Consider the following 21,500-nt stretch of genomic DNA (forward strand, 5'->3'; position numbering starts at 1 on the left):
AGACGCGATTAATCAAGTCTGAACGAAATTAAAATCCAATTATATATTTTTTGGCGTTATTTACTATGTATTAGCGCTTAGTTATTTTTGATAAAATTGCAGATAAAAACAGATAAATCTGCATTCATCTGTTTTCATCTGGATTTATTATTAATTTTCAAAAATCAAGCTTCTACCTTAGACTTTGACCAAACACCATTTTCATCTTCATCAAATTGCTGACGCACTGCATCCCAAGCCGCTTGTTCAGATGTGAATTCGTCGCTAGTTTCAGCGAGGGTGACGTTATAGCGTTCAATAAAAGTGCGCTGTGCTTCATTCGATAAATGCGAGCGAACTTCTGGCGATAAATCTTCTGGGCGATTGCAAGGGCCAGGACAAGGACGAGCTAAGATTTTCTCATTACTGTGAATTTCTTCACCGCCAGCACTTTCTAATAATAATTGAAATTCGCCAGTGCGATCGCTTGGGACTTCTGCCATCAATAAAAACTCGCCAGCTTGTAAGCGGGTTTGGTAAATTGTGGCCTTATCTTCCGGCATTCCTAAAGCCGTAAGAACTGATATTAATCCCGCACCAGCACTACCTGCGATCGCACCTGTTGCAGCCCCCAGTAATACCGCACTAATGGGGCCAGCTGCGACAATTGGCCCAACAAACGGAATGAACAGCACACCTACACCCGTAAGCAAACTGAGAAAGGAACCAAACAAGGAACCAAAAATTGCTCCCGTTCTTAAACCTCCCAAAATCACATCTCTTTTGGTAATAAACCCAGCAATTCGAGTTTCTGATTGAAAGTTTCTACCCAAAACAGAAATATGATCTCTCGGTACGCCTCGATCTAACAAACGCCGAATTACATCATCAACTTGCTTCTGTTCTTTAAATACAGATGAAATAGTACGTTCTGCTATATAGGTTTCTGCCACTTGAATCTCCTTAAATCTTTTTATTGCAATTTTTTATATGTTTGTGATTGGGGAAAGGTGAAGGGTAAAAAGGGTAAAGGATTAATTGCAACCTTTACCCTTTCGATCCTTTTCAGTTAAAACAAAACTTGTCGCGCTTATCCCTAACCCTGAACCTGCTTTATTAGCTATACACCTACAGGAGTTTGAGTATCAGCTGCTGAAGGTTTACTGGTTGCTTCCAATGCTTGTCCTTCAATAAAGGAGCGCAGCATCCAAGCAATCTGCTCATGTTCTTCCATCAATCCAGTTAAAAAGTCAGCAGTTCCTTCATCATTAAATTCTTCGCTAGAGCTATTCACATGCTCTCTCAGGTTACGAATTACCTGCTCATGATCTTCTACTAGTTGAGCTACCATTCCTGTAGCTGTCGGAACTTGTCCAGCTTTTTCTTTCAGGGTAGCAATCTTTAAAAATCCCTCTAATGTCCCAACAGGGTAACCACCCAAAGTCCGAATCCGCTCTGCTATGGCATCAATATTTTCAGTTAGTTTCTCGTAGTGTTCTTCCCATAGTTGGTGCAGAGTACGAAACTGAGGGCCAACAACATCCCAGTGATACTTTTTAGTTCTAACTAACAGCACATAAGAATCTGCTAAATCTTGATTGAGCAAATTAATGACACCTTGACGCTGTTGTTCTGTTAATCCTATGTTTGGTTTAGGCATAACTTTCTCTCTTTTGGCGAACTTCTTTATTAAGTGTCCAAATTTCAGCCTTAAACTACATCAGCCTACAGAAATAATGTTAATTATTTTTAATTTCAATGAAATAGTTGATTTTTCTGCTTATAGGCAGATGCTTAAATATTAAAATTTGAACTAGTTATTATTGTTTTTTATTTACTCATAGATTATAAGAAGCATCTTGAATCTTCACGATTATCAAGATGCTTCTTACATTCAGAGATTATAAACTATTTGGGAAAATAACCCGATGCTAGCTTAGATTTAAAACCAGGAGAGCATTATAATTTAGGCTTAGACTATTAATCTGAGCCTAAAAAAGGCTTACTTCTTGCCTGTTACTTTTTCCAAAAAGTTTTCGATATTATCTTCTACTGAAGTTGAACTGGTGGAATTTTCAGGGCGTTTCATTTTGTCAATATCTGCATCACCCTGAACTTCATTCAGTCCTTCATTTGATTTCTTTTGAACTTCTTTCAATCCAGGGGGGTTAGATCTGCTTACTTCGTCAGTCTTGCGTTGAGTTTCCAGAAGTTGTGTAGTGGCTTCTTCTGGATTGCTTTGATAGCTATCAATTGCAAAAGCAGGGAATGCATTAGATACAAAGAGCAGTGTGCAGGTAAAAGCGAGAACTAAAAAACGTACTGGACGTAAGATGGATGAAACCAAAGCAATAATTTTCATTTGTATTCCTCAATAAAAAGCGTCAAAAACGCATAATTTGTACTTCAAAACAGATGCATATACCTAAATTCAGTTAATTGAAAACTCCCTTTTTTTAGATATGCTTTCATCTGTTTTTTTACTGATAAACCTAGCGGAGAAATTAACTTCTTTATAACTTGAATAACAAATTAATTTATAATAATTCTTATTCAAAAGTTATATGACATTTGAAGTTGTTAACTCTTCGTCTGAGGTTCGATAATTTATTTTTACCCTGATTTATTAAAGCTTGCATCAATCTGGAGAATGAAAAGTAATTAGCGAATTCCGGTGATAAAATCACTCTCTAGGCAGAGCAGGCTCATTTATTCAGTCGATTTAATGTAATTCTTTGATTAATTATGTAATTTACAATAATGATTAACTAGTATTATCTATAGCCTAAATATTAATATCGTAAATTATTACTTTCAATTGTCATTTGGTATTTGGTGTTTATATTCAAATACAGTTCAGTTAAGCAAATGAATGGATCACAAAACCAAAAAACAGAATAATAATTTTGGAGGGGGTTTGGGGAACGCAACCGTCACCCAATAGGGGATTTGGGGGAGAATCTCCCAATTGAGCTGGCTTCTTTATATAAGTGATAAATCAATTGCTAATGAGCTTAACCCAAGCGTATTGGTTTATATTCCTCATCCCCCATTACCCAGACTCTAGTATGGGAACATACAAGTTCTAAATTTTTTCCGGAATGGGTCACAAGCATCTTGTATACACATACATACAGAACCTCTTATACAGAAACCGGGGCAATAAAGCTATAAAGCCCCATGTACAATTCTTCTCTCAAAGCCGCCCCATAGTTAGTTTAGGGCGGTTTTGATATATGTAGGGAGCTATGGTTAAATTTTTAGTTGTGCAAGCAAGCTGGGAGTTTAATTAATTATTCTTAGCTAAGTTGTTACGCGGTTGAGAAACGGAAACCTCATCTGTAAAACTGAATGAAGGTGACTATGCGAAAAATACGGTTATTTATCGCCTCTAGCCTCGATGGATATATTGCGAGAACATCAGGCGAAGTAGATTGGCTATTTACAGCCTCTTGTAGGATGAGGCTAAATCACCTTTTACATCAGCATTATGAGTATTATTGTTTTTGGTAGCATCAATATTGATTTAGTCGCCACAGTACCTAGATTGCCAAATCCGGGAGAAACATTATTAGGACATAACTTTGTGCAAGTTCCCGGAGGTAAAGGTGCAAATCAAGCTGTTGCACTGGCACGTTTGGGAATTCCCACTCACATGGTTGGGCGTGTAGGTACAGATAGTTTTGGCTCAGAATTACTATACAATTTACAAAACTCTGGTGTAGAAACTGAAAATGTTTCTATTGATGAAAATGTCAGTTCGGGAGTAGCTGCGATCGCAGTCGATGATAGAGGTGAAAATCAAATCATTGTGATTCCTGGTGCGAATGGGCGTGTCAATCAAGAAGATGTAGAGCGATTGTCTGATTTATTACCAAATAGCACCGCAATACTTTTACAATTTGAAATTCCACTGGCTGCTGTGGTGGCTGCGGCGAAAGCAGCGCATCAAGCAGGAGTAAAGGTGATTCTCGACCCTGCACCCGCACAATCTCATGTGCCAGATGAACTTTATTCCCTAGTAGATATCATTACACCCAATGAGGTGGAAGCAGGGCAATTAGTGGGGTTTCCTGTAAATAACGAAGAGTCAGCAAAAGCAGCCTCTGCGGTTTTATTGCAACGGGGCGTTAAATGTGCGATCGTCAAACTCGGCGCTAAGGGCGTTTTTTGTGCCACTGCTGAAGAAAGTTTCTTTGTCCCAGTCTTTCCCATTCAGGTTGTAGATACAGTTGCGGCTGGTGATGCTTTTAATGGTGGTTTAGCTGCTGCGCTTTATGAAGGGCTTGCTTTACGCCAGGCGGTGGTTTGGGGTGCGGCTGCAGGTGCTTTAGCTGCGACAAAATCAGGGGCGCAAACTTCCTTACCTGATAAGTTAACGTTTGATGCGTTTTTAAAGGAGAGGGGAGTTTAGTTTGGGGATGAGGGAGATGAGGGGGATGAGGGGGATGAGGGAGATGAGGGAGATGAGGGGGATGAGGGGGATGAGAGAGATGAGGGAGATGAGGGAGATGAGGGGGATGAGGGGGATGAGGGGGATAAGGGAGATGAGGGGGTAAAAGATTGGCTATTGGCTACTAAAATTACATTGCATCCGGATGCATTAACAATGTGACTCGATACAATGGCATTGCATCCCGATACATTAACAATGTCAGCCAATACAATGGCATTGCATCCGGATGCATAAACAATGTCAGCCGATACAATGGCATTGCATCCTGATACATTAACGATGTCAGCCAATACAATGGCATTGCATCCCGGTGCATTAATATAGCACGTTTATATTTCCAAGCAAGGGAGACTGAGTAAGGTAGGGAGCAGGGAGCAGGGAGCAGGGGAGAAATAATTAATGACAAATACCCAATTCCCAAATGACAAACGACAAATAACAAACGACAAATGACAAATGACAAATGACAAACCCCAAATAACTACTTCCCAATATCCTCATTCCACAATTCGGGATTCGTTTCGATAAATTCGCTCATCATTTGTTCGCATTCATCTAGACCGAGATCAATTACTTCTACGCCGTGAGATATCATAAATTCTTTAGCACCTGGAAAGGTTCTCGATTCTCCGGCGATGACTTTTTTAATGCCAAATTGCACGACTGCGCCAGCACATAAGTAGCATGGCATTAAGGTTGAATAGAGTGTTGTACCTCTGTAGTTACCAACTCTTCCGGCGTTGCGGAGACAATCAATTTCGGCGTGGGTAACAGGATCACCATCTTGTACGCGCTTGTTGTGTCCTCTGCCGAGAATTTTGCCATCTTTGACAAGCACTGAACCAATGGGAATTCCCCCTTCTTGTCTACCTTGTTTTGCTTCTTGAATTGCAGCTTGTATAAATTCATCCATATATTTAATGCTCCTTGTATGTCCAAACAACTTGTATTAATGGATCACGATGGCGGTGTGGACGACTATCTAGCAACTATGCTGCTGTTGACGATGGATCATGTGGAATTACTGGGTGTGGTTGTGACTCCGGCTGATTGCTATGTGCAACCTGCTGTTAGTGCTACGCGTAAAATTTTAGACTTGATGGGATTTTCGCATATCCCGGTGGCGGAAAGCACGGTGCGGGGTATTAACGCTTTTCCTTATCTCTATCGCCGTGATTCTTTTGTAGTTGATCATCTCCCAATTCTCAATCAAAACGAAACCATGAAAACACGCTTGGTTGCAGAGACAGGGCAAGATTTTATGGTGAAGGTTTTGCGTGAGGCGACTGCACCAGTAACGTTGATGGTAACAGGGCCATTGACTACAGTGGCAACAGCTTTAGATCAAGCACCAGATATTGAAGCGAAAATTCAAAAGATTGTTTGGATGGGGGGTGCTTTAAATGTTCCTGGAAATGTAGAAAAAAATTGGGAACCAGGACAAGATGGTTCTGCGGAATGGAATGTTTATTGGGACGCAGTTTCTGCAGCGCGGGTGTGGGAAAGTCAAATTGAAATTATTATGTGTCCTTTGGATTTAACTAATAATGTACCCGTAACATCAGATTTAGTGCAAAAGATGGGAAAGCAACGTCACTATCCTATTTCTGATTTGGCGGGACAGTGTTATGCCTTAGTTATTCCCCAAGACTATTATTTTTGGGATGTGTTGGCGACGGCTTATCTAGGACATCCAGAATTTTATCAATTACGGGAATGGGAAACAGAAATTATTACTACTGGGCCAAGTCAAGGACGGACTAAAGTAGTGTCTGGTGGGCGCAAGATTTATGCAATGGATCAAGTAGATAAAGAAGCTTTTTATGCTTATATCTTGCAACAATGGGCAAGGTAAATTGTTTTCAGGGAAAAGTAGCATCTTAATGTCAACAGTTAGTCATCTCTCCCAGGGTAGAAATAAAAATTATTTTTCTGCATCACAAGAATCAGAATTTATTAGGAATAATTGAGCTGTTTAAAGTGAAAAACGAGACTTTTAGGTTATATAGCCGCTAAAAGCTTTTAATATCTATTAAATTGCTAACTTTATAGATTATTTTCTTGATGCTTCTCAGTGAGAAGATTATACTCTCATGGGATTTTTTTAACATTTAAATTTCAACAAACTAAATGTTAAATCCAAGTTAAATAATGATTAATTAAATTTAAAATACTGATATTGATGTTTCGCTTTTAGGAAATTACATTAGTGAGACTAGCGTTATTTATTTCTCCGCGAAGAGTTGGCATACTTCTGACCATAGTAGTCATAGGACTAAGCATTATCAGCTTTGCTGGACAGTTTTCTACCTATGTTCTTGGTCATGGTAGAGTTTTTGGATTAGTCAGGTTGTTCGATGTGGGGCAGGATTCTAATATTCCCACTTGGTATTCATCTATCATGCTATTATTTTGTTCGCTGCTCTTAGCATTAATTGCTAAATCTCAAAAGACGGCCCGTACTCGCTACATCTTACATTGGAAAGTTTTAGCGGCTATTTTTTTGTATATGTCTATAGATGAAGTAGCGATGATTCATGAGAATGCAGATATAATTTTAGGATCACACATTAGCAGAACTGGGTTTCTTCACTTCGGTTGGGTTGCTGTTGGTATTCCCCTAACAATTATTTTTGTGTTGTCTTATCTCAAATTTTTGACTCATCTTCCAAAAAAAACAAGGCTTTTATTTGTGGTTGCTGGTACTATTTTTGTTAGCGGTGCCATAGGTGCAGAAATGTTTGCTGGACGACATAACGAGATATATAATTTGGATCTAACCTATGCAATGATTACAGCTGTTGAAGAGTTCTGCGAGATGTTCGGCATTGTTGTTTTTTTATATGCTTTGCTTTCATACATCAATGAACACTTGCAAGAAGTTAACTTTAGTATCAAAGAAGCTGTACAAGCAAAATGAGCGCTATTAATGGTGCAGTTCTAAAAGTTTCATTTCTGTTAAAAGACAATTAGTCAACTAGTAAGTTTAGAGTTATTTAAAGCAGGGTGTAATACCAATTATTTGAATGAAGTCTGCCATATTTGATTACTGTAAAAAATTTAGCGATCGCCTTCGCAGATTGAGACAATTAGGACTTACGCACGAGTGCAGCGACGTAATCGCCTGAGATTCTGGGATTGCTTCCCTACAGTTCGTTCCGGTCGCAATGACAAATTTTGCTTGCAGAAAATCTTAATTTTTTAAAATGGTTGACTTCAAATTATGTCGAAAACCAATGAGAAAGAAATATTTAAGCATTTCTAGGGATGCGTTACGCGATCGCTAACGCATCCTACGTGAATTTCAAAATTAAATATGAGTCTGATATTGGCATTGCTGATGTATGTCATAAAAAATACGGTTTTTGTAGCAAAAATCAGCTAATAAAGGTCACTGGCTGAAAGCGATCGCAGAATTTTACAATTTAGTAGCTTTAGCTACTTTTCTGATTTTTTTAATTGTTTTTAAAGAAACCGCAATTTATATCAAAATCCTGTTACATATTTGTTAAGAATAGTTACAGCTTCTTAACAGAAGGAAATATGTCTTATGACAAGCAAACTTGAAAAGAAAGCACCACATCAAGTGGTCATCATTGGCGGCGGTTTTGGTGGACTATATACAGCAAAGCATCTTGCTAACGCAAATGTAAACGTTACTCTCATCGATAAACGTAACTTCCACCTATTTCAGCCGCTTTTATATCAAGTTGCCACAGGTGCGCTCTCACCTGCTGATATTTCCTCACCATTGCGATCTGTATTCAGCAAAAGTAAGAATACACAAGTGTTGCTGGGAGAAGTAAGCGATATCGATCCCAAAGCACAAAAAGTTTTCTTGAACGATAAAGAAGTACCTTACGATACATTAATTGTGGCTACAGGTGCTAACCACTCCTATTTTGGTAAAGATAACTGGCAAAAATTTGCCCCTGGCTTGAAAACTGTTGAAGATGCGATTGAAATGCGTCGCCGGATCTTTGGCGCTTTTGAAGCCGCAGAAAAAGAAACTGATCCTGAAAAACGCCGTGCTTTGTTAACCTTTGTGATTGTGGGTGGTGGCCCTACAGGGGTAGAATTAGCAGGTGCGATCGCAGAATTGGCATACAAAACCCTCAAAGAAGATTTCCGCAACATTAACACCTCAGAAGCGAAAATTGTCTTATTACAAGGTGGCGATTACATCCTGCCACACATTTCACAAGATTTATCAGTAGTAGCAGCAAAATCTCTACGCAAATTGGGTGTGGATATTCAAACCAACACCAGAGTCACAAATATTGAAAATGACATCGTTACTTACAAGCAAGGCGACGAAATCACCTCTATTCCCTCAAAAACTATCCTGTGGGCTGCTGGTGTGCAAGGTTCGCCAATGGGGAGAGTTTTAGCAAAACGTACAGGTGTAGAGTGCGATAAAGCTGGACGTGTGATTGTTGAACCAGACTTGACTATCAAGGGTTATGACAACATTTTCGTCATCGGAGATTTAGGCAACTTCTCCCATCAAGATGGTAAACCCTTACCTGGTGTTGCACCTGTAGCTAAACAACAAGGTGAGTATGTAGCCACACTCATTCAACTACGACTCCAAGGTTATAATTTGCCACCATTCCATTACAATCACGTCGGTAGTTTGGCGATGATTGGGCAGAATTTAGCCATTGTCGATTTAGGCTTCCTCAAACTCACAGGTTTCTTAGCTTGGGTATTTTGGTTAGTAGTTCACATCTACTTCTTAATTGAATTTGACACTAAATTACTAGTAGTCTTCCAGTGGGCGTGGAACTATATCACTCGTAACCGTCGCTCTAGATTGATTACAAATCGCGAGGCTTTTGTAGAAATCAAAACTGTTACCAATCCTAATGCTGTTAACAATATCGTGGTTACTACTAGCGAGTTGCATACATCTAAAGATAAAGGTAATTTAGTTGGCAATACTACACCTTAAATTCAGTTTAACTCCTAGCATTCCAACTTGGTATGACTTGAAAATACTGTTGAAAGTAGACAGTTGACTGGAAAGATAGCTCTTCATTTCTTGGTTGTGGTATTTTACCTTGGGATATAACTTGTAATTAGGCTAGGAGTAAGATGTTATACCAATTTGAAAAAAGAATGCGACAGATTGTAGGAGTATGGCACGCTGTGCCCTCTAGAATATTATTGATTGATGTGTCGCAAACATTATTTGATTTGGTATCACTGAATTAAAGAAGCCAGAAGAATTGGGGGGATTCTCCCCCAAACCCCCGATTGGGTGACGGTTGCGTCCCCCAAACCCCCTCCAAAATGATTGATCTGTTTTTTGTTGAGTAATAAGTAGTTAAACAAAATTAATTACAAAATGTCATTGCGAATGGAGCGGAGCGGAATGAAGCAATCGCAAGGGTTGAGATTGCTTCTCTTCGAGACGCTACGCGTTAAGCGAAGCTATGCCGAAGGCTTTACGCTGCGCTCGCAATGACTGTAATTAATTTTGCGTGGTTACTTACCAATTTGAAAAAAGAATGCGACAAATTGTAGGAGTATGACACGCCGTGCGCTCTAGAATATTATTGATGTGTCGCAAACATTATTTGATTTGGTATTAAATTTGGGGGTTGGAAGATAGTAATTCTTCCTTAAGGGGAAATTGTAAACATAAATTATTCAATTTGTAGACTCATCACTACTATTCCTTTTCTCTGACCCTTGCCCCCTGGCTTATTGATACAGAGATAAGGAATTTTCGCGTAAAATTGCAAGAGCGATCGCTTCTGCTTCTTTCAGAGTAATATCGGTATCTTGAATAGCCTGGGTGAGTACTTCTTGTAATAGCTGGCGACCCCATTTTGCCCCTAAATAATACAATTCGGGAATTGAATGAGCATCAGAGGAATACATCAGTTTGCTAGTTGGCGCTAACTCTAACAATTGCCTGATGGCTTCACGCATTCCCGATACACTTAAAGATGGTATTGCCAAACCATAATCTAAATAAACTTGCGGATAAACAGCAGCTAAATACCCTGCCTCTCGCATGAAGGGATAAGCCGCGTGTAACAATACCAAAGGTGCTTGACGATATTGGGGTAATTCTAAAAGCGATCGCAAATGTAGGGGATTAGCTAATCGTAAATCTAAATCGGGGTCACCAAAACCAGTATGTAACTGCAAGGGTAGCTGATATTTCGCCGCAATTAACAAGGCTTCTTGCAGTAAAAAATCAATCAAAGCTTTATCAACCAGACGCACTGGTTGATTATTGAGTGTTTGTCTAATTTCATCAAAACGAGATGCAGCCACTTCATAAGTTACAGGCTGGACATCTAAACCACTGCGATAACAAACAATACTCTTAAAACCCACAACTCCAGGCGGCGGCGGATCGATTTCGCTGTGGAATCTGGCGAGAAAATCCTCAAAATTGGTAACTTGAGGAATTAGCTGTTCTGCAATTACTTCCAACCGCAGAATTCTACGGACGGTAATTAATTGTTCGTGCCATGACAAAGGTAGGATACTTTCAGTGTCCAATCCATCATCCAAATAAATCGCTTCTAGGTTCCCAGCTTGGAAATAAAGCCGCGTCAGATTTTCTAATCCTAAACTTTCCCGCCGAGCTGCGATCGCACTTTCCTCAGCATCACATTCCAATAAAGCTGCGATTTCTCTGAGACTGCGGCGATAAAAGAATGTGTGGCGCGCATGATGATTAACTATTTCCTCGTCATATCCTTCCGTAAACGCAGCCGCAAACGGATAACGCGCCGCAACTTCCGGCTTAAGTATATTGTGCGCGTGTTGATCAATGAGGGGAATGTCGGTGAGGTTGAGTTGCATGGGGGTTGGGAAATGGGGAAGGGGGAAGGGGGAAGGGGGAATGGGGGAGATAGGAACAATGATTAGGTTTTAAGCGGGGAAATTGGGGTGTTGAGGGTGAAAGTTGTAGCTTTGAACTTGGAGGTTGAGGTGTTGAGGGTGGGGTTTCTACTTTTGAGCTTGAATGTTGAGGTGTTGAGGGTGGAAGTTGCAGCTTTGAACTTGGACTTTGCAGCTTTGAGCTTGAACATTGCGGCTTTTATCTGCAAAGTTGCCGCTTTGAGCCTGAACGTTGCGGCTTTTATCTCCAAAGTTGCGGCTTTAAGCCTGAACATTACACCTTTGATCTGCAAAACTGCACCTTTGAAACCCACATTCCAACCTTAACTCTTAACCTTTGACCCTTGACCTTTGACAAATGCCCCATGCCCCATGCCCTATCCCCCATGCCCACTCTCCTCAATACCTCTCCAATAACAGCTTTACTTCTGCATCTAAGTCCCAATCTTTCATTGCTAGCCATTCGGCTTGACGGACTGCGACAAAGGCTTGCGATAATTGGGGATTTAAAGCATTTAATAAGACGTTATTTTGTCTGAGGTTCTCTAACGCTTCTCCTAAATTTGTGGGTAAGGGGTCAATACCATTGGCTGTGCGCTGTTCGCTGGGTAAATTTCCGGGGTCTTCGTTGACAGGGTTGGCAAGTTCAAGATTGCGTTGTATTCCGTCTAGTCCGGCTGCAATGATTGCGCCTAAAGCTAAGAAAGGATTCGCGGTTGCATCTACAGTTTTGACCTCAAAATGTGTCGGATTGCCAAATTCAGGGTCGCTGGGAACTCGCACAGCCGCTTCGCGGTTATCGATTCCCCAACAACGGAAAGCCCCACTCCAAGTATGAGGACGAATGCGGCGGTAAGAATTGGGACTAGGGGTAGTGATAGCCATCAGTGCTGGCAGATGATGCAGAATACCTGCAATAAAGGCTCTAGCTGTCGGAGACAGACCTGCGGCACCTTGAGCATCGGGTACAATGTTTTCCCCGTCACGCCACAAGCTGAGATGGATGTGACAACCGCTACTCGCTGCTTCAGGAAAGATTTTCGGTAAGAAAGATGCAGTCAAATTGTGCTGACGCGCGATCGCTCTGACGGTTTCTCGAAATACAATTTGGTAGTTAGCGGCACGCAAAGCGTCGGTATAACGCATAGATATTTCCTGCTGACCGGGGCCGGATTCTGGGTAATACTGTTCTACAGGGATTTTTTGAGCAATTAAAGCATCTGCGATCGCATCAATTACCTCCCGATTAATATCCATTGCTTGAGTAGCAGCAAACACCGTGGATTCTGTAGGTACAATGCCCTCAGATGTTTGTCGCAATAGATAAAATTCGTTTTCAAAAGCGGCTTTAACTTCCAATCCTTCACGTTTTGCGGCGGCGATCATCTCCATGAGAAAATGGCGCGGACAAAACGCCCAAGGTTGCCGATCAAGTATCATATTTCCCAGCACACGGGCATGACCAGGGGCGTATGGTAGAGGTGCCAAGCTATCCCAATCTGCAACCAAGCGGATTTCACCCACAGGAGCCAAACCACAATCAGGTGCGATCGCATCATACATTACAGGTATGCCTTGTTCCCCTGCTGATATGCCTACACCATGTTCAAAATAGTGAGAAAGCATCTCTAAATGCACAGCTTTCCCCCGAATGATGTTGGCATTATCACACCAGAGAATGCGGACAAATTTAACACCCGCTTCGTGAAGGGATTTTTTGATTTTCTTAACTGTATAATTTGCTGCCATCGCTCACCCCATCCTGTGGTTCTGCCCACGAAATATATTCACTATATATAAGGTATTGAGATAGAACTGATTTTTGATTTTTGCGAAGCTAGGTATAGCTTTATTTCAGGGAACAGTGCTGAGTTGCAACAGACGCGATTAATCGCGTCTGTACAAGAGTTCTGAATGTCAGCCTTTCCCCAATCCCCAATCCCCAATCCCCATTACCCCTTATCCCCAGAGGGGGCCCCGAGTTCCCCAATCCCCATTACCCCTTATCCCCAGAGGGGGCCCCGAGTTCCCCAGTCCCCAATCCCCAATCCCCAATCCTCAATCCCCAATCCCCAATCCCCAATCCCCAATCCCCAATCCCCAATCCCCAATCAGCTGTAAAATGACAGCGAAATCACCTTTCTTTGGAGCAAAACGTGAGCATTTATCTCGATTCGGCAATTATCGCTGAAGCTCAGGCTGCTAAGGAATTGGGTTGGGTAAAAGGTATCACAACCAACCCAACTCTTTTAGCAAAAAGCGATTTACCAGTAGAGACTACACTCAAACGATTAGCACAGTTAACTACAGGCCCATTGTTTTACCAGCTAATGTCATCCGATTTTGATGAGATGTTAGCAGAAGGGCGGGCGGCTTTTGGAATTATTGGTCAGCAAACTATATTAAAAATTCCTGCAGCATTAGTTGGTTTTCAGGTTGTTGCAGCATTACAGGGGGAAATTCCCTGTGCGGTGACAGGAATTTATAGTGCAGCGCAAGCCGCAATAGCCAAAGAAGCGGGTGCAAAATATGCGATCGCCTATGTTAATCGAGCTACTAAACTTTTAGGTGATGGCATAGCCTTAGTGCAGCAAATGGCTAATGTGGTCAAAGGTAGCGATACAAAAATTATGGCGGCTAGTATTAAATCTCCAGAAGAAGCAGTAGCTTCCCTCCAAGCGGGTGCAAATTCTCTCACTCTACCATTGGCAATGCTGCAAAATATGACCAATCACGAGCTATCACTGCAAACCATCGATGAATTTGCCAAACATGGCCGTGGTATTTGGGTATCTTGCAAGATTTGACAAAAAATTTTGGATTTTGGATGTTCAATTCTCCAAAATGGCTGACTGTTCTCTGACTAAAAATTTTTGGGTATTTGTATATTAAAAAATTGACCAAAGAAACGATAAACAATGAAGTTAAAATTGGCACAAGCCTTTGCAAAAAAATCCAGCTTTCCCTGATTCCTACCCTAACCATCAATGGCTAGGGTAATACCAAATCAAATAATGTATGCGACATATCAATAATATTCTAGAGGGCAGGGCAATGCCCCATTGGTGTCAACTTAAGCTAAAAGCTATATAGGGTGAGCGTTGTACAAATACCTCGCGCCCTCATCCCCTAACCCCTTCTCCCGCAGGAGAAGGGGAACTAAATCTCTTACTCCCCTCTCCGTGTGGGAGCTACGGTGTACACACAAGTACTCTCCGCATACGTTTCAGGGATTTCAAGCCCCTGAAATCGTCATTGCGAGGAGGAACGACGAAGCAATCGCTTGGTGCTGGGATTGCTTCTCTTCGAGACGCTACGCGAACGCTTCGCTCGCAATGACAGGTTTTGAGCGATTTTTATCTGAGTTTAAAACTCCCTTCCAGGTAGGATTTCAAGACTTCTGTGTACACCGTAGCCGTGTGGGAGAGGGGCTGGGGGTGAGGGCAAAACCTTGCAACCAAGCTGGTTTCACATTAAGTTGACACCAATGGTAATGCCCATGCCCCTACAATCTGTCGCATTCTTTTTTCAAATTGGTATAAAATTTCCCCTTTCACCCTTCCCCTTTCCCCTTTCCCCTTTCCCCCTTTCCCCTTTCACCCTTCCCCTTTCCCCCTTCCCCCTTCACCCTTCCCCCTTCAGTACACAACCAGACTAGGATATAATTGCAGCGCTTTGGGAAAATCATGGCAGATAAAATCACAGCCGTATTTGATGGCAGAGTATTCTATCCTATTGAACCGATCGCATTACCAAACAATACTCGTGTGCGGTTGAGTATCGAAATTTTACCGCCTGAGAAGCAGGAAAGTGTATCATTCTTGCAGACCGCGCGATCGCTGAATCTTTCAGGGCCGACTGATTGGTCTACCAACATCGACAAATATTTATAAGGTTCAGAAATTCAGCATGAAGTCTGAAGTCTTTCTTGATACAACATTTGCGATCGCCTTATCTGCACCGCAAGATAAATTACATAGACGTGCTGTGCATCTCGCAGAAATTTTAGAAACCGCCGGTACACGCTTGGTAACTACCCAAGCTGTGATGCTAGAAATCGGCAATCTCCTATGCAAACAGCCATTTCGTCATGGTGCAGTTACCTTATTAAATGCCCTAGCAGCAGACTCGAAAGTTGCAATTGTACCGTTATCTCCAGAACTTTACGATAGAGCTTTTCAACTATATTGCGATCGCTCCGAAAAAGAATGGAGCTTTGTTGATTGCGTATCTTTTATTGTCATGCAATACGGCGGAATTACCGAAGCCTTAACCGCCAACGAACATTTTCAGCAAGCCGGATTCCGCGCCTTATTGCGAGAAGAAATGGGAGATTGAGCGATTGGGAGATGAGGAGATGAGGTAGATGAGGGAGATGAGGGAGATGAGGGAGATGAGGGGGCAAGGAGAAATAACAAACACCAATTACCAATTACCAATTACTAATTACCAATGCCCAATGCCCAATGCCCCATGCCCCATGCCCCATGCCCCAAATTGTATATTTCCTAACTTTCTCCATTTTTTAATCTGTGCCAAGCGAACAGAAAGGATTTTGCCAATTTTGTTACTAATTTCTTAATAATCGTTACACCAGTCGTAACACTAGGAAATATTTCTTATGGCAAATTCGCTTGACAATAACCCACCACATGAAGTAGTTATCGTTGGCGGTGGTTTTGGGGGACTGTACGCGGCAAAAGCACTTGCTAAGGCTTCGGTGAACGTTACACTCATTGATAAGCGGAACTTTCATTTGTTTCAACCACTGCTGTACCAAGTGGCTACAGGTACTTTGTCACCTGCTGATATTTCCTCACCATTGCGATCGGTGTTGAGTAAAAGCAAAAATACACAAGTATTATTGGGATCTGTTGATGATATCGATCCTCAAGCTCAGAAAGTTTTAGTAGATGGTGAAGCCATACCCTACGATACGTTAATTGTGGCTACTGGTGCGAAGCATTCCTATTTTGGTAAGGATGACTGGGAAGAATTTGCACCAGGGTTAAAGACTGTAGAAGATGCAGTAGAAATGCGTCGGCGGATTTTCAAGGCTTTTGAAGCCGCCGAAAGAGAAAGCGATCCCGTCAAACGCCGTGCTTGGTTAACTTTCGTGATTGTGGGTGGTGGCCCTACAGGAGTAGAATTAGCAGGTGCGATCGCAGAGTTAGCTTACAAAACTCTCAAAGAAGATTTTCGCAAAATCGACACCTCAGAAACCCGGATTTTGCTATTAGAAGGTTTGGATCGCATCCTCCCACCTTTTGCACCAGAATTATCCCAAGCCGCAGAAAAATCTCTCAAAGAATTAGGTGTAATTGTTCAAACAAAAACTTTGGTAACGAATATTGAAAATGATATTGTTACCATCAAACAAGGCGATGATAAACGAGAAATTGCTTCCAAAACTATATTATGGGCAGCAGGTGTCAAAGCATCGCCAATGGGTAAAGTTTTAGCAGAACATACAGGTGCTGAACTTGATCGTGCGGGTAGGGTGATTGTTGAACCAAACTTAAGTATTAAAGGATATGACAATATTTTTGTTGTGGGTGATTTAGCCAATTTCTCTCATCAAGATGGGAAACCTTTACCAGGTGTAGCACCAGTAGCCAAGCAAGAAGGAGAATATGTAGCTCAATTAATTGAACAAAGGCTACAAGGTCATACTTTGCCACAATTTAATTACAATCATCAAGGTAGTTTAGCTATCATTGGACAAAATACTGCTGTTGTAGATTTAGGTTTTATCAAACTCAGAGGTTTCTTTGCCTGGCTATTTTGGCTCATAGTGCACATATACTTTTTAATCGAGTTTGACAATAAACTAATAGTCATGATTCAGTGGGCATGGAATTACATTACCCAAAATCGCAGAGCGAGATTGATTACAGGTGCAGAATCACTAATCGCAACTAAATTTGGCGATAAACCTACTTATTATTCGTCAGACAAAATTAGAGATACAGTCAACGTCTAAAGATTCTCTCCCAACAGTAGGGTGTGTGATGCCATAATATTTAGCTTCAGGCATCACGCACCATCATAAAATCTCGTAGAATATGACAAATGACTAATGACTAATGACTAATGACTAATTATTAATAGGCAAATTCACAATAAATGTTGTACCAATTCCCGGCTTACTAGCAAAGGAAATATTACCACCGTGTAAATCAATGTAATATTTTACAATTGCTAACCCTAAGCCATTGCCAGGAATATTTCCGACATTACTACCTCTATGAAAAGAATTAAATAAATTTTCTTGATCCGCTTCAGGAATGCCAATACCTTCATCTTGTATCCGGAAAATAACTTCTCCCGAGACGTAAAAAACATCAAAACTAATTGTTCCACCTAAAGGTGAGTATTTGATAGCATTAGCAAGCAAATTACTCAGAATATGATATAGCATCTTTGCATCTAATTTAATTAGATGGGAATCTGGCATCGAGAGATTATTGTGTATATTTGCTAATCTACCATGAACAGTAAATATAATCTTGTGGTTCTCACTAGCATTCAATTGGATATCTTGTAATAAATCTTGGCAGAAATCTTCTAAATCTATAGGTGCTGGATTAAATTGTAATTTTTCGGGTTCATCTTTGCTGATCAGTAAAACATCAGTTAATAAATTATCTAGATGTTTTACTGATTTTTGAATATGGCTAATATATTCATGTCTTTTTTCATCATTCGCGTGCAAACTATAATCTGATAATAATTCAGTACAAGTTAAAATATTATTTAAAGGATTACGAAATTCATGACTAACCATCGAAACAAATTTGTTTTTAATGGCTCTATTTTCTTTTTCTTTTTCTAATGCTTCACGCATTACCACTTCTATTTGATGTTTGTTTAAAGCAATTTCAATGGTGGTAATTAATTGAGTTTCTTCAAATGGTTTAAGTATGTAACCAAAAGGTTGTGTAGTTTTAGCTTTTTGTAAGTGAGTTTGGTCTGAATATGCAGTTAAATAAATGACAGGAATATTGAAAAGATGACCAATTTCAGCAGCAGCTTCTATGCCACTCATATCACCTTTAAGCATGACATCCATTAAAATTAAATCTGGATGTATTTCTGCGGCTTTTTCAACTGCTTGTTTGCCATGAGCAGCAATTGCAGGAACAATATACCCAGCTTTTTCTAAACAACTTTTGATGTCACAAGCAATAATTATTTCATCTTCAACTACCAAAATTTTTTCTTGCATAACATTCTACCTTTGTTCGCTAAAAGTAATTGTAAATGAAGTCCCTAAAGATGCATTAAATGTAATCGTTCCTTGTAACTGTTCAACCAAACTCCAAACTAATTGCAGCCCAAGAGATTGATTTTTATAAACTTCTATATCCTGAGATAGTCCCACACCGTTATCACTAATATTTAAGAAGTATTGATTTCTAGTTGTTTGTAACATTTCTATGTAAATATCCCCCTCTCGATTTTCAGGAAAGGCATATTTTATAGAGTTAGAAACCAACTCATTAATAATTAGCCCACAAGAAATAGCGGTATCAATTTTGAGAAAAATTTTATCTATTTTTAAGTGGCTTTTGATATTTATTTTTATACCGTAAGAACGCAATAAATTATTCACTAAACTTCTTAAATAATCAGAGAAGTTAATTTTTGATAAATTATTTGATTGATATAAATTCTCATGGATTATTGCCATAGCTCTGACACGATTATGGCTATCTTGGAACAGCTCACAGGCTTGCTCATCATTAATATATCTAGATTGAAGACGTAATAAACTAGAAATGATTTGCAAATTATTCTTGACGCGATGGTGAATTTCTTTCAATAAAATATCTTTTTCTTTCAGAGACACCTTAAGTTTGTTTTCTGCTTGTGTACGAGCAGTAATATCAGTATTAGAACCAGCTAGAAAACAGATATTCTCTTGAGGATCTCGCAGTAGTGTACCTCGGCTTAAAAACCATATACAACTACCATCTTTTTTCACCATTCGGTGTTCAATTTCGTATTTTAGAGTTAAACCTGCTAAATATGTGTATACTGCATTTTTGACCGATTCCACATCATCATGATGCACAAATTTTAGCCAATCATCAAAATATTTAGGAATTTCTGCTTCTGGATAACCAAGCATAGTTTTTAAATTGGGATCTATGTAAATTTCATTGGTTTTAATATTCCATTCCCATATGCCAACTTTCCCAGCACTAATAGCTCTCATATATCTTTCTTCGCTAATGCGTAAGGCTTGCTCTACTCGCAGCCTTTCTAAAGCATTACCAATAATTTCACCAACCATTCTCAGCATAATAATGCTATCTTCTGTCCAGGTTTTTGCAGCTTTTACGGAATCAAATTCCAGATAACCAATTAATAAACCACTACATACTATAGGCACCATAATGAGTGATTGAATAGTGTGAGTATTAACTGCAATAGCTAAATCATCAATATGAGGAATGTGAATAGTTTCAAAATTACTGAGTTTGTCTCGTCCCCAAGATAAAACAACATTGCTAATATCCTGCAAATTATAAATTTGCCCTTCTAAGGATTCTGCAAACCATTCATAGGTATTGCTATCTGCAAATACAAATACATAAGCACGATCAACATTTGTAATTTCACCAATCAACTGTAATGCTTGATGGATACCATTCTCAATTTCATTAGGTGCAAGATTGATAAAATGTGTAGATATAGCAGTAGTTAGTTTTTCAAATTCTACTCGATATCGTAAAGCTTCTTCAATTCGCTGGCGTTCGCTAATCTCTAGCACCAAGCGTTTATTGATATCTTGTAATTCTTTAGTTCTTTCTGCTACGCGAATTTCTAATTCTGCTTTAGCTTTTTGTAATGCTTCTTGTACTTGCTTACTTTCAGTGATATTGCGAATGATGGCGATAATTTGTTGCTGCGTTGAAGGTAAAATTCTGGCTTCAAAGCTTTCGTCTCTACCAGCAATACATAATAAATATTCAATAGTAACAATGGCTGCATTTTTCTGTGAATTCAGAATTGCAGTCATAAATTTATTAGCAACATTTGGAGGAAAAACATCTTGCACTCTCCTCCCCAAAAAAAATTCTGGTACTACATACAAGTCTGAGTTATTTTTAGCGTAATAACTGAGGATAGTGCCATCGCGATCAATACGAAAATATACATCGGGAAAGGCTTGAAAAATTTCTTGTAAGTCAGAAGTTGTTTGCAGCAATTGCACCTCTGTAGCAATGCGATCGCTGATTTCTCGCTTTAAATTTTTATTGGCTTTAATTAACTCTGCAGTTGCTTGATTAACTCGTCGTTCAGATGCTGTTTCAGCATTTTGTAATGCTATCTCTAAAGAACGGCGCTGGACTATTTCTAATTGTAAATCTTCTCGCGTTCTCACAAGTTCTTTTTGTAAACCCACTGCTAAACTTTCTGGGGTAATAATTCCTAATAATTGCCCAATATCATTAACAATAGGTAAATTACGCATGTTATATTGCTGCATGAGCGGCAATATATTGTTAACATCAAAATCTGGCTCTAAAGTAATTAAAGGTTTTTGCATGACTTCGGCAATCTTCATAGTGGCTAAATTCAAGCCAGAAGTCATCAGCCGGATCAGATTTAAAATAGTGAGTATACCTAATAAATGTGATTTATCTACTACATATACACAATCAACCGATAAATTCAGGTTAAGGTGCTGTGCATTTTGAGGAATGGATTGTTCTGCAGCTACTTTTAGCTGGGGATGAGAGGTATATAAACTGGAGTCAGTCACAAATATACCTTTTTCCATGCCAATGTCTTGCCTAATTTGCTCCATATAACTGATAATTTTTTCAACTGGAGTATCAGGAGCAAAAGTTACAATAGATTCTATAATTGCATAGTCTGATAGTGGCATATTGGTATTTAATAATGATTAAATTCATGTATTTGTAGCGAGCAAATCATTACTAGAAATATTAGTGATGAATAATATCAATTAACCAAATGTAATTAATCGGCTATTAATTACAAATTAGTAGAAGATAATTTTTCAAAAGCAAATATATTCAGGTCAACCAATTTTGGGGTTACTATTTATCCTATGCCTTGATTTCGGCTTCAAATTAGAGTTTCAGAAGTGCAAATTGTTATTAAGTCAAACCAAATTTTTATATCAATCAAAAATTTTATATTTTGTCTTCTCAACTCAAAA

The 21,500-nt window shown here is 39.7% G+C and carries 20 protein-coding genes; 10 read left to right on the forward strand and 10 right to left on the reverse strand.

The window, feature by feature from the left end; genetic code table 11:
• Positions 1 to 164 precede the first annotated feature (164 nt).
• The 3 genes from HG267_RS06470 to HG267_RS06480 form a co-directional block, all read right to left on the reverse strand.
• Positions 165 to 932, reverse strand: a complete 768-nt coding sequence (locus HG267_RS06470) for a ChaB family protein (protein WP_045871681.1) — start codon at positions 930 to 932, stop codon at positions 165 to 167.
• A gap of 167 nt (positions 933 to 1,099) precedes the next feature.
• Positions 1,100 to 1,639: a Dps family protein gene (locus HG267_RS06475; RefSeq protein ID WP_045871682.1), complete on the reverse strand. Its 540-nt coding sequence runs from the start codon at positions 1,637 to 1,639 to the stop codon at positions 1,100 to 1,102.
• A gap of 342 nt (positions 1,640 to 1,981) precedes the next feature.
• Complete coding sequence (locus HG267_RS06480) at positions 1,982 to 2,341, reverse strand: hypothetical protein (RefSeq protein ID WP_045871683.1); 360 nt, start codon at positions 2,339 to 2,341, stop codon at positions 1,982 to 1,984.
• 1,128 nt (positions 2,342 to 3,469) lie between these two features.
• Between HG267_RS06480 and rbsK the strand changes: the two genes are divergently transcribed.
• Positions 3,470 to 4,393 (forward strand): ribokinase, encoded by a 924-nt coding sequence (rbsK, locus tag HG267_RS06485; RefSeq protein WP_045871684.1) that lies wholly within the window; start codon positions 3,470 to 3,472, stop codon positions 4,391 to 4,393.
• A 1-nt stretch (position 4,394) separates the two neighbouring features.
• Positions 4,395 to 4,538, forward strand: a complete 144-nt coding sequence (locus HG267_RS06490; protein WP_155539384.1) for a hypothetical protein — start codon at positions 4,395 to 4,397, stop codon at positions 4,536 to 4,538.
• Positions 4,539 to 4,562: 24 nt separating this feature from the next.
• Here the strand turns inward: HG267_RS06490 and HG267_RS06495 are convergent, their stop codons facing one another.
• A complete protein-coding gene (locus HG267_RS06495; RefSeq protein WP_155539386.1) occupies positions 4,563 to 4,736 on the reverse strand; it encodes a hypothetical protein in 174 nt (57 codons plus the stop codon).
• Positions 4,737 to 4,916: 180 nt separating this feature from the next.
• Positions 4,917 to 5,348 carry a nucleoside deaminase gene (locus HG267_RS06500; protein ID WP_045871685.1) on the reverse strand — a complete coding sequence of 144 codons (432 nt, stop codon included), beginning with the start codon at positions 5,346 to 5,348 and terminating at the stop codon, positions 4,917 to 4,919.
• An 18-nt stretch (positions 5,349 to 5,366) separates the two neighbouring features.
• Here HG267_RS06500 and HG267_RS06505 point away from each other — a divergent pair, with 18 nt between their 5' ends.
• The 3 genes from HG267_RS06505 to HG267_RS06515 all read left to right on the forward strand — a co-directional run bounded on the left by HG267_RS06505 (position 5,367) and on the right by HG267_RS06515 (position 9,389).
• Positions 5,367 to 6,290 (forward strand): nucleoside hydrolase, encoded by a 924-nt coding sequence (locus HG267_RS06505; RefSeq protein WP_045871686.1) that lies wholly within the window; start codon positions 5,367 to 5,369, stop codon positions 6,288 to 6,290.
• 354 nt (positions 6,291 to 6,644) lie between these two features.
• Complete coding sequence (locus HG267_RS06510) at positions 6,645 to 7,355, forward strand: hypothetical protein (RefSeq protein WP_045871687.1); 711 nt, start codon at positions 6,645 to 6,647, stop codon at positions 7,353 to 7,355.
• A 630-nt stretch (positions 7,356 to 7,985) separates the two neighbouring features.
• Positions 7,986 to 9,389, forward strand: a complete 1,404-nt coding sequence (locus tag HG267_RS06515) for an NAD(P)/FAD-dependent oxidoreductase (protein WP_081584062.1) — start codon at positions 7,986 to 7,988, stop codon at positions 9,387 to 9,389.
• A gap of 755 nt (positions 9,390 to 10,144) precedes the next feature.
• On the opposite strand, the gene HG267_RS06520 is transcribed toward HG267_RS06515, so the two are convergent.
• The 3 genes from HG267_RS06520 to HG267_RS06530 all read right to left on the reverse strand — a co-directional run bounded on the left by HG267_RS06520 (position 10,145) and on the right by HG267_RS06530 (position 13,051).
• Positions 10,145 to 11,263, reverse strand: a complete 1,119-nt coding sequence (locus tag HG267_RS06520) for an amidohydrolase family protein (protein ID WP_045871688.1) — start codon at positions 11,261 to 11,263, stop codon at positions 10,145 to 10,147.
• A 62-nt stretch (positions 11,264 to 11,325) separates the two neighbouring features.
• Complete coding sequence (locus HG267_RS06525) at positions 11,326 to 11,616, reverse strand: hypothetical protein (RefSeq protein ID WP_155539387.1); 291 nt, start codon at positions 11,614 to 11,616, stop codon at positions 11,326 to 11,328.
• Positions 11,617 to 11,701: 85 nt separating this feature from the next.
• The gene (locus HG267_RS06530) at positions 11,702 to 13,051 is read right to left on the reverse strand and encodes a glutamine synthetase family protein (RefSeq protein WP_045871690.1); all 1,350 of its coding nucleotides are present in this window, start codon (positions 13,049 to 13,051) and stop codon (positions 11,702 to 11,704) included.
• A 407-nt stretch (positions 13,052 to 13,458) separates the two neighbouring features.
• Here HG267_RS06530 and HG267_RS06535 point away from each other — a divergent pair, with 407 nt between their 5' ends.
• The 5 genes from HG267_RS06535 to HG267_RS06555 all read left to right on the forward strand — a co-directional run bounded on the left by HG267_RS06535 (position 13,459) and on the right by HG267_RS06555 (position 17,285).
• Entirely contained in the window at positions 13,459 to 14,109 is a 651-nt protein-coding gene (locus HG267_RS06535; protein ID WP_045871692.1) for a transaldolase family protein, read from the forward strand.
• A gap of 879 nt (positions 14,110 to 14,988) precedes the next feature.
• Positions 14,989 to 15,195: an antitoxin family protein gene (locus tag HG267_RS06540; RefSeq protein ID WP_045871693.1), complete on the forward strand. Its 207-nt coding sequence runs from the start codon at positions 14,989 to 14,991 to the stop codon at positions 15,193 to 15,195.
• 16 nt (positions 15,196 to 15,211) lie between these two features.
• The gene (locus HG267_RS06545; protein ID WP_045871694.1) at positions 15,212 to 15,640 is read left to right on the forward strand and encodes a type II toxin-antitoxin system VapC family toxin; all 429 of its coding nucleotides are present in this window, start codon (positions 15,212 to 15,214) and stop codon (positions 15,638 to 15,640) included.
• Positions 15,641 to 15,686: 46 nt separating this feature from the next.
• Positions 15,687 to 15,884 carry a hypothetical protein gene (locus HG267_RS06550; RefSeq protein WP_155539389.1) on the forward strand — a complete coding sequence of 66 codons (198 nt, stop codon included), beginning with the start codon at positions 15,687 to 15,689 and terminating at the stop codon, positions 15,882 to 15,884.
• A gap of 39 nt (positions 15,885 to 15,923) precedes the next feature.
• Complete coding sequence (locus tag HG267_RS06555) at positions 15,924 to 17,285, forward strand: NAD(P)/FAD-dependent oxidoreductase (RefSeq protein WP_045871695.1); 1,362 nt, start codon at positions 15,924 to 15,926, stop codon at positions 17,283 to 17,285.
• A 114-nt stretch (positions 17,286 to 17,399) separates the two neighbouring features.
• On the opposite strand, the gene HG267_RS06560 is transcribed toward HG267_RS06555, so the two are convergent.
• On the reverse strand, positions 17,400 to 18,530 hold the full coding sequence (locus HG267_RS06560) for an ATP-binding protein (protein ID WP_045871696.1): 1,131 nt from the start codon (positions 18,528 to 18,530) through the stop codon (positions 17,400 to 17,402).
• 6 nt (positions 18,531 to 18,536) lie between these two features.
• Positions 18,537 to 21,203, reverse strand: coding sequence for a histidine kinase dimerization/phosphoacceptor domain -containing protein (locus HG267_RS06565; RefSeq protein ID WP_045871697.1), 2,667 nt, complete (start codon positions 21,201 to 21,203; stop codon positions 18,537 to 18,539).
• Positions 21,204 to 21,500 lie beyond the last annotated feature (297 nt).

Source organism: Tolypothrix sp. PCC 7601 (assembly GCF_025677855.1).
GTDB lineage: Bacteria > Cyanobacteriota > Cyanobacteriia > Cyanobacteriales > Nostocaceae > Aulosira > Aulosira diplosiphon.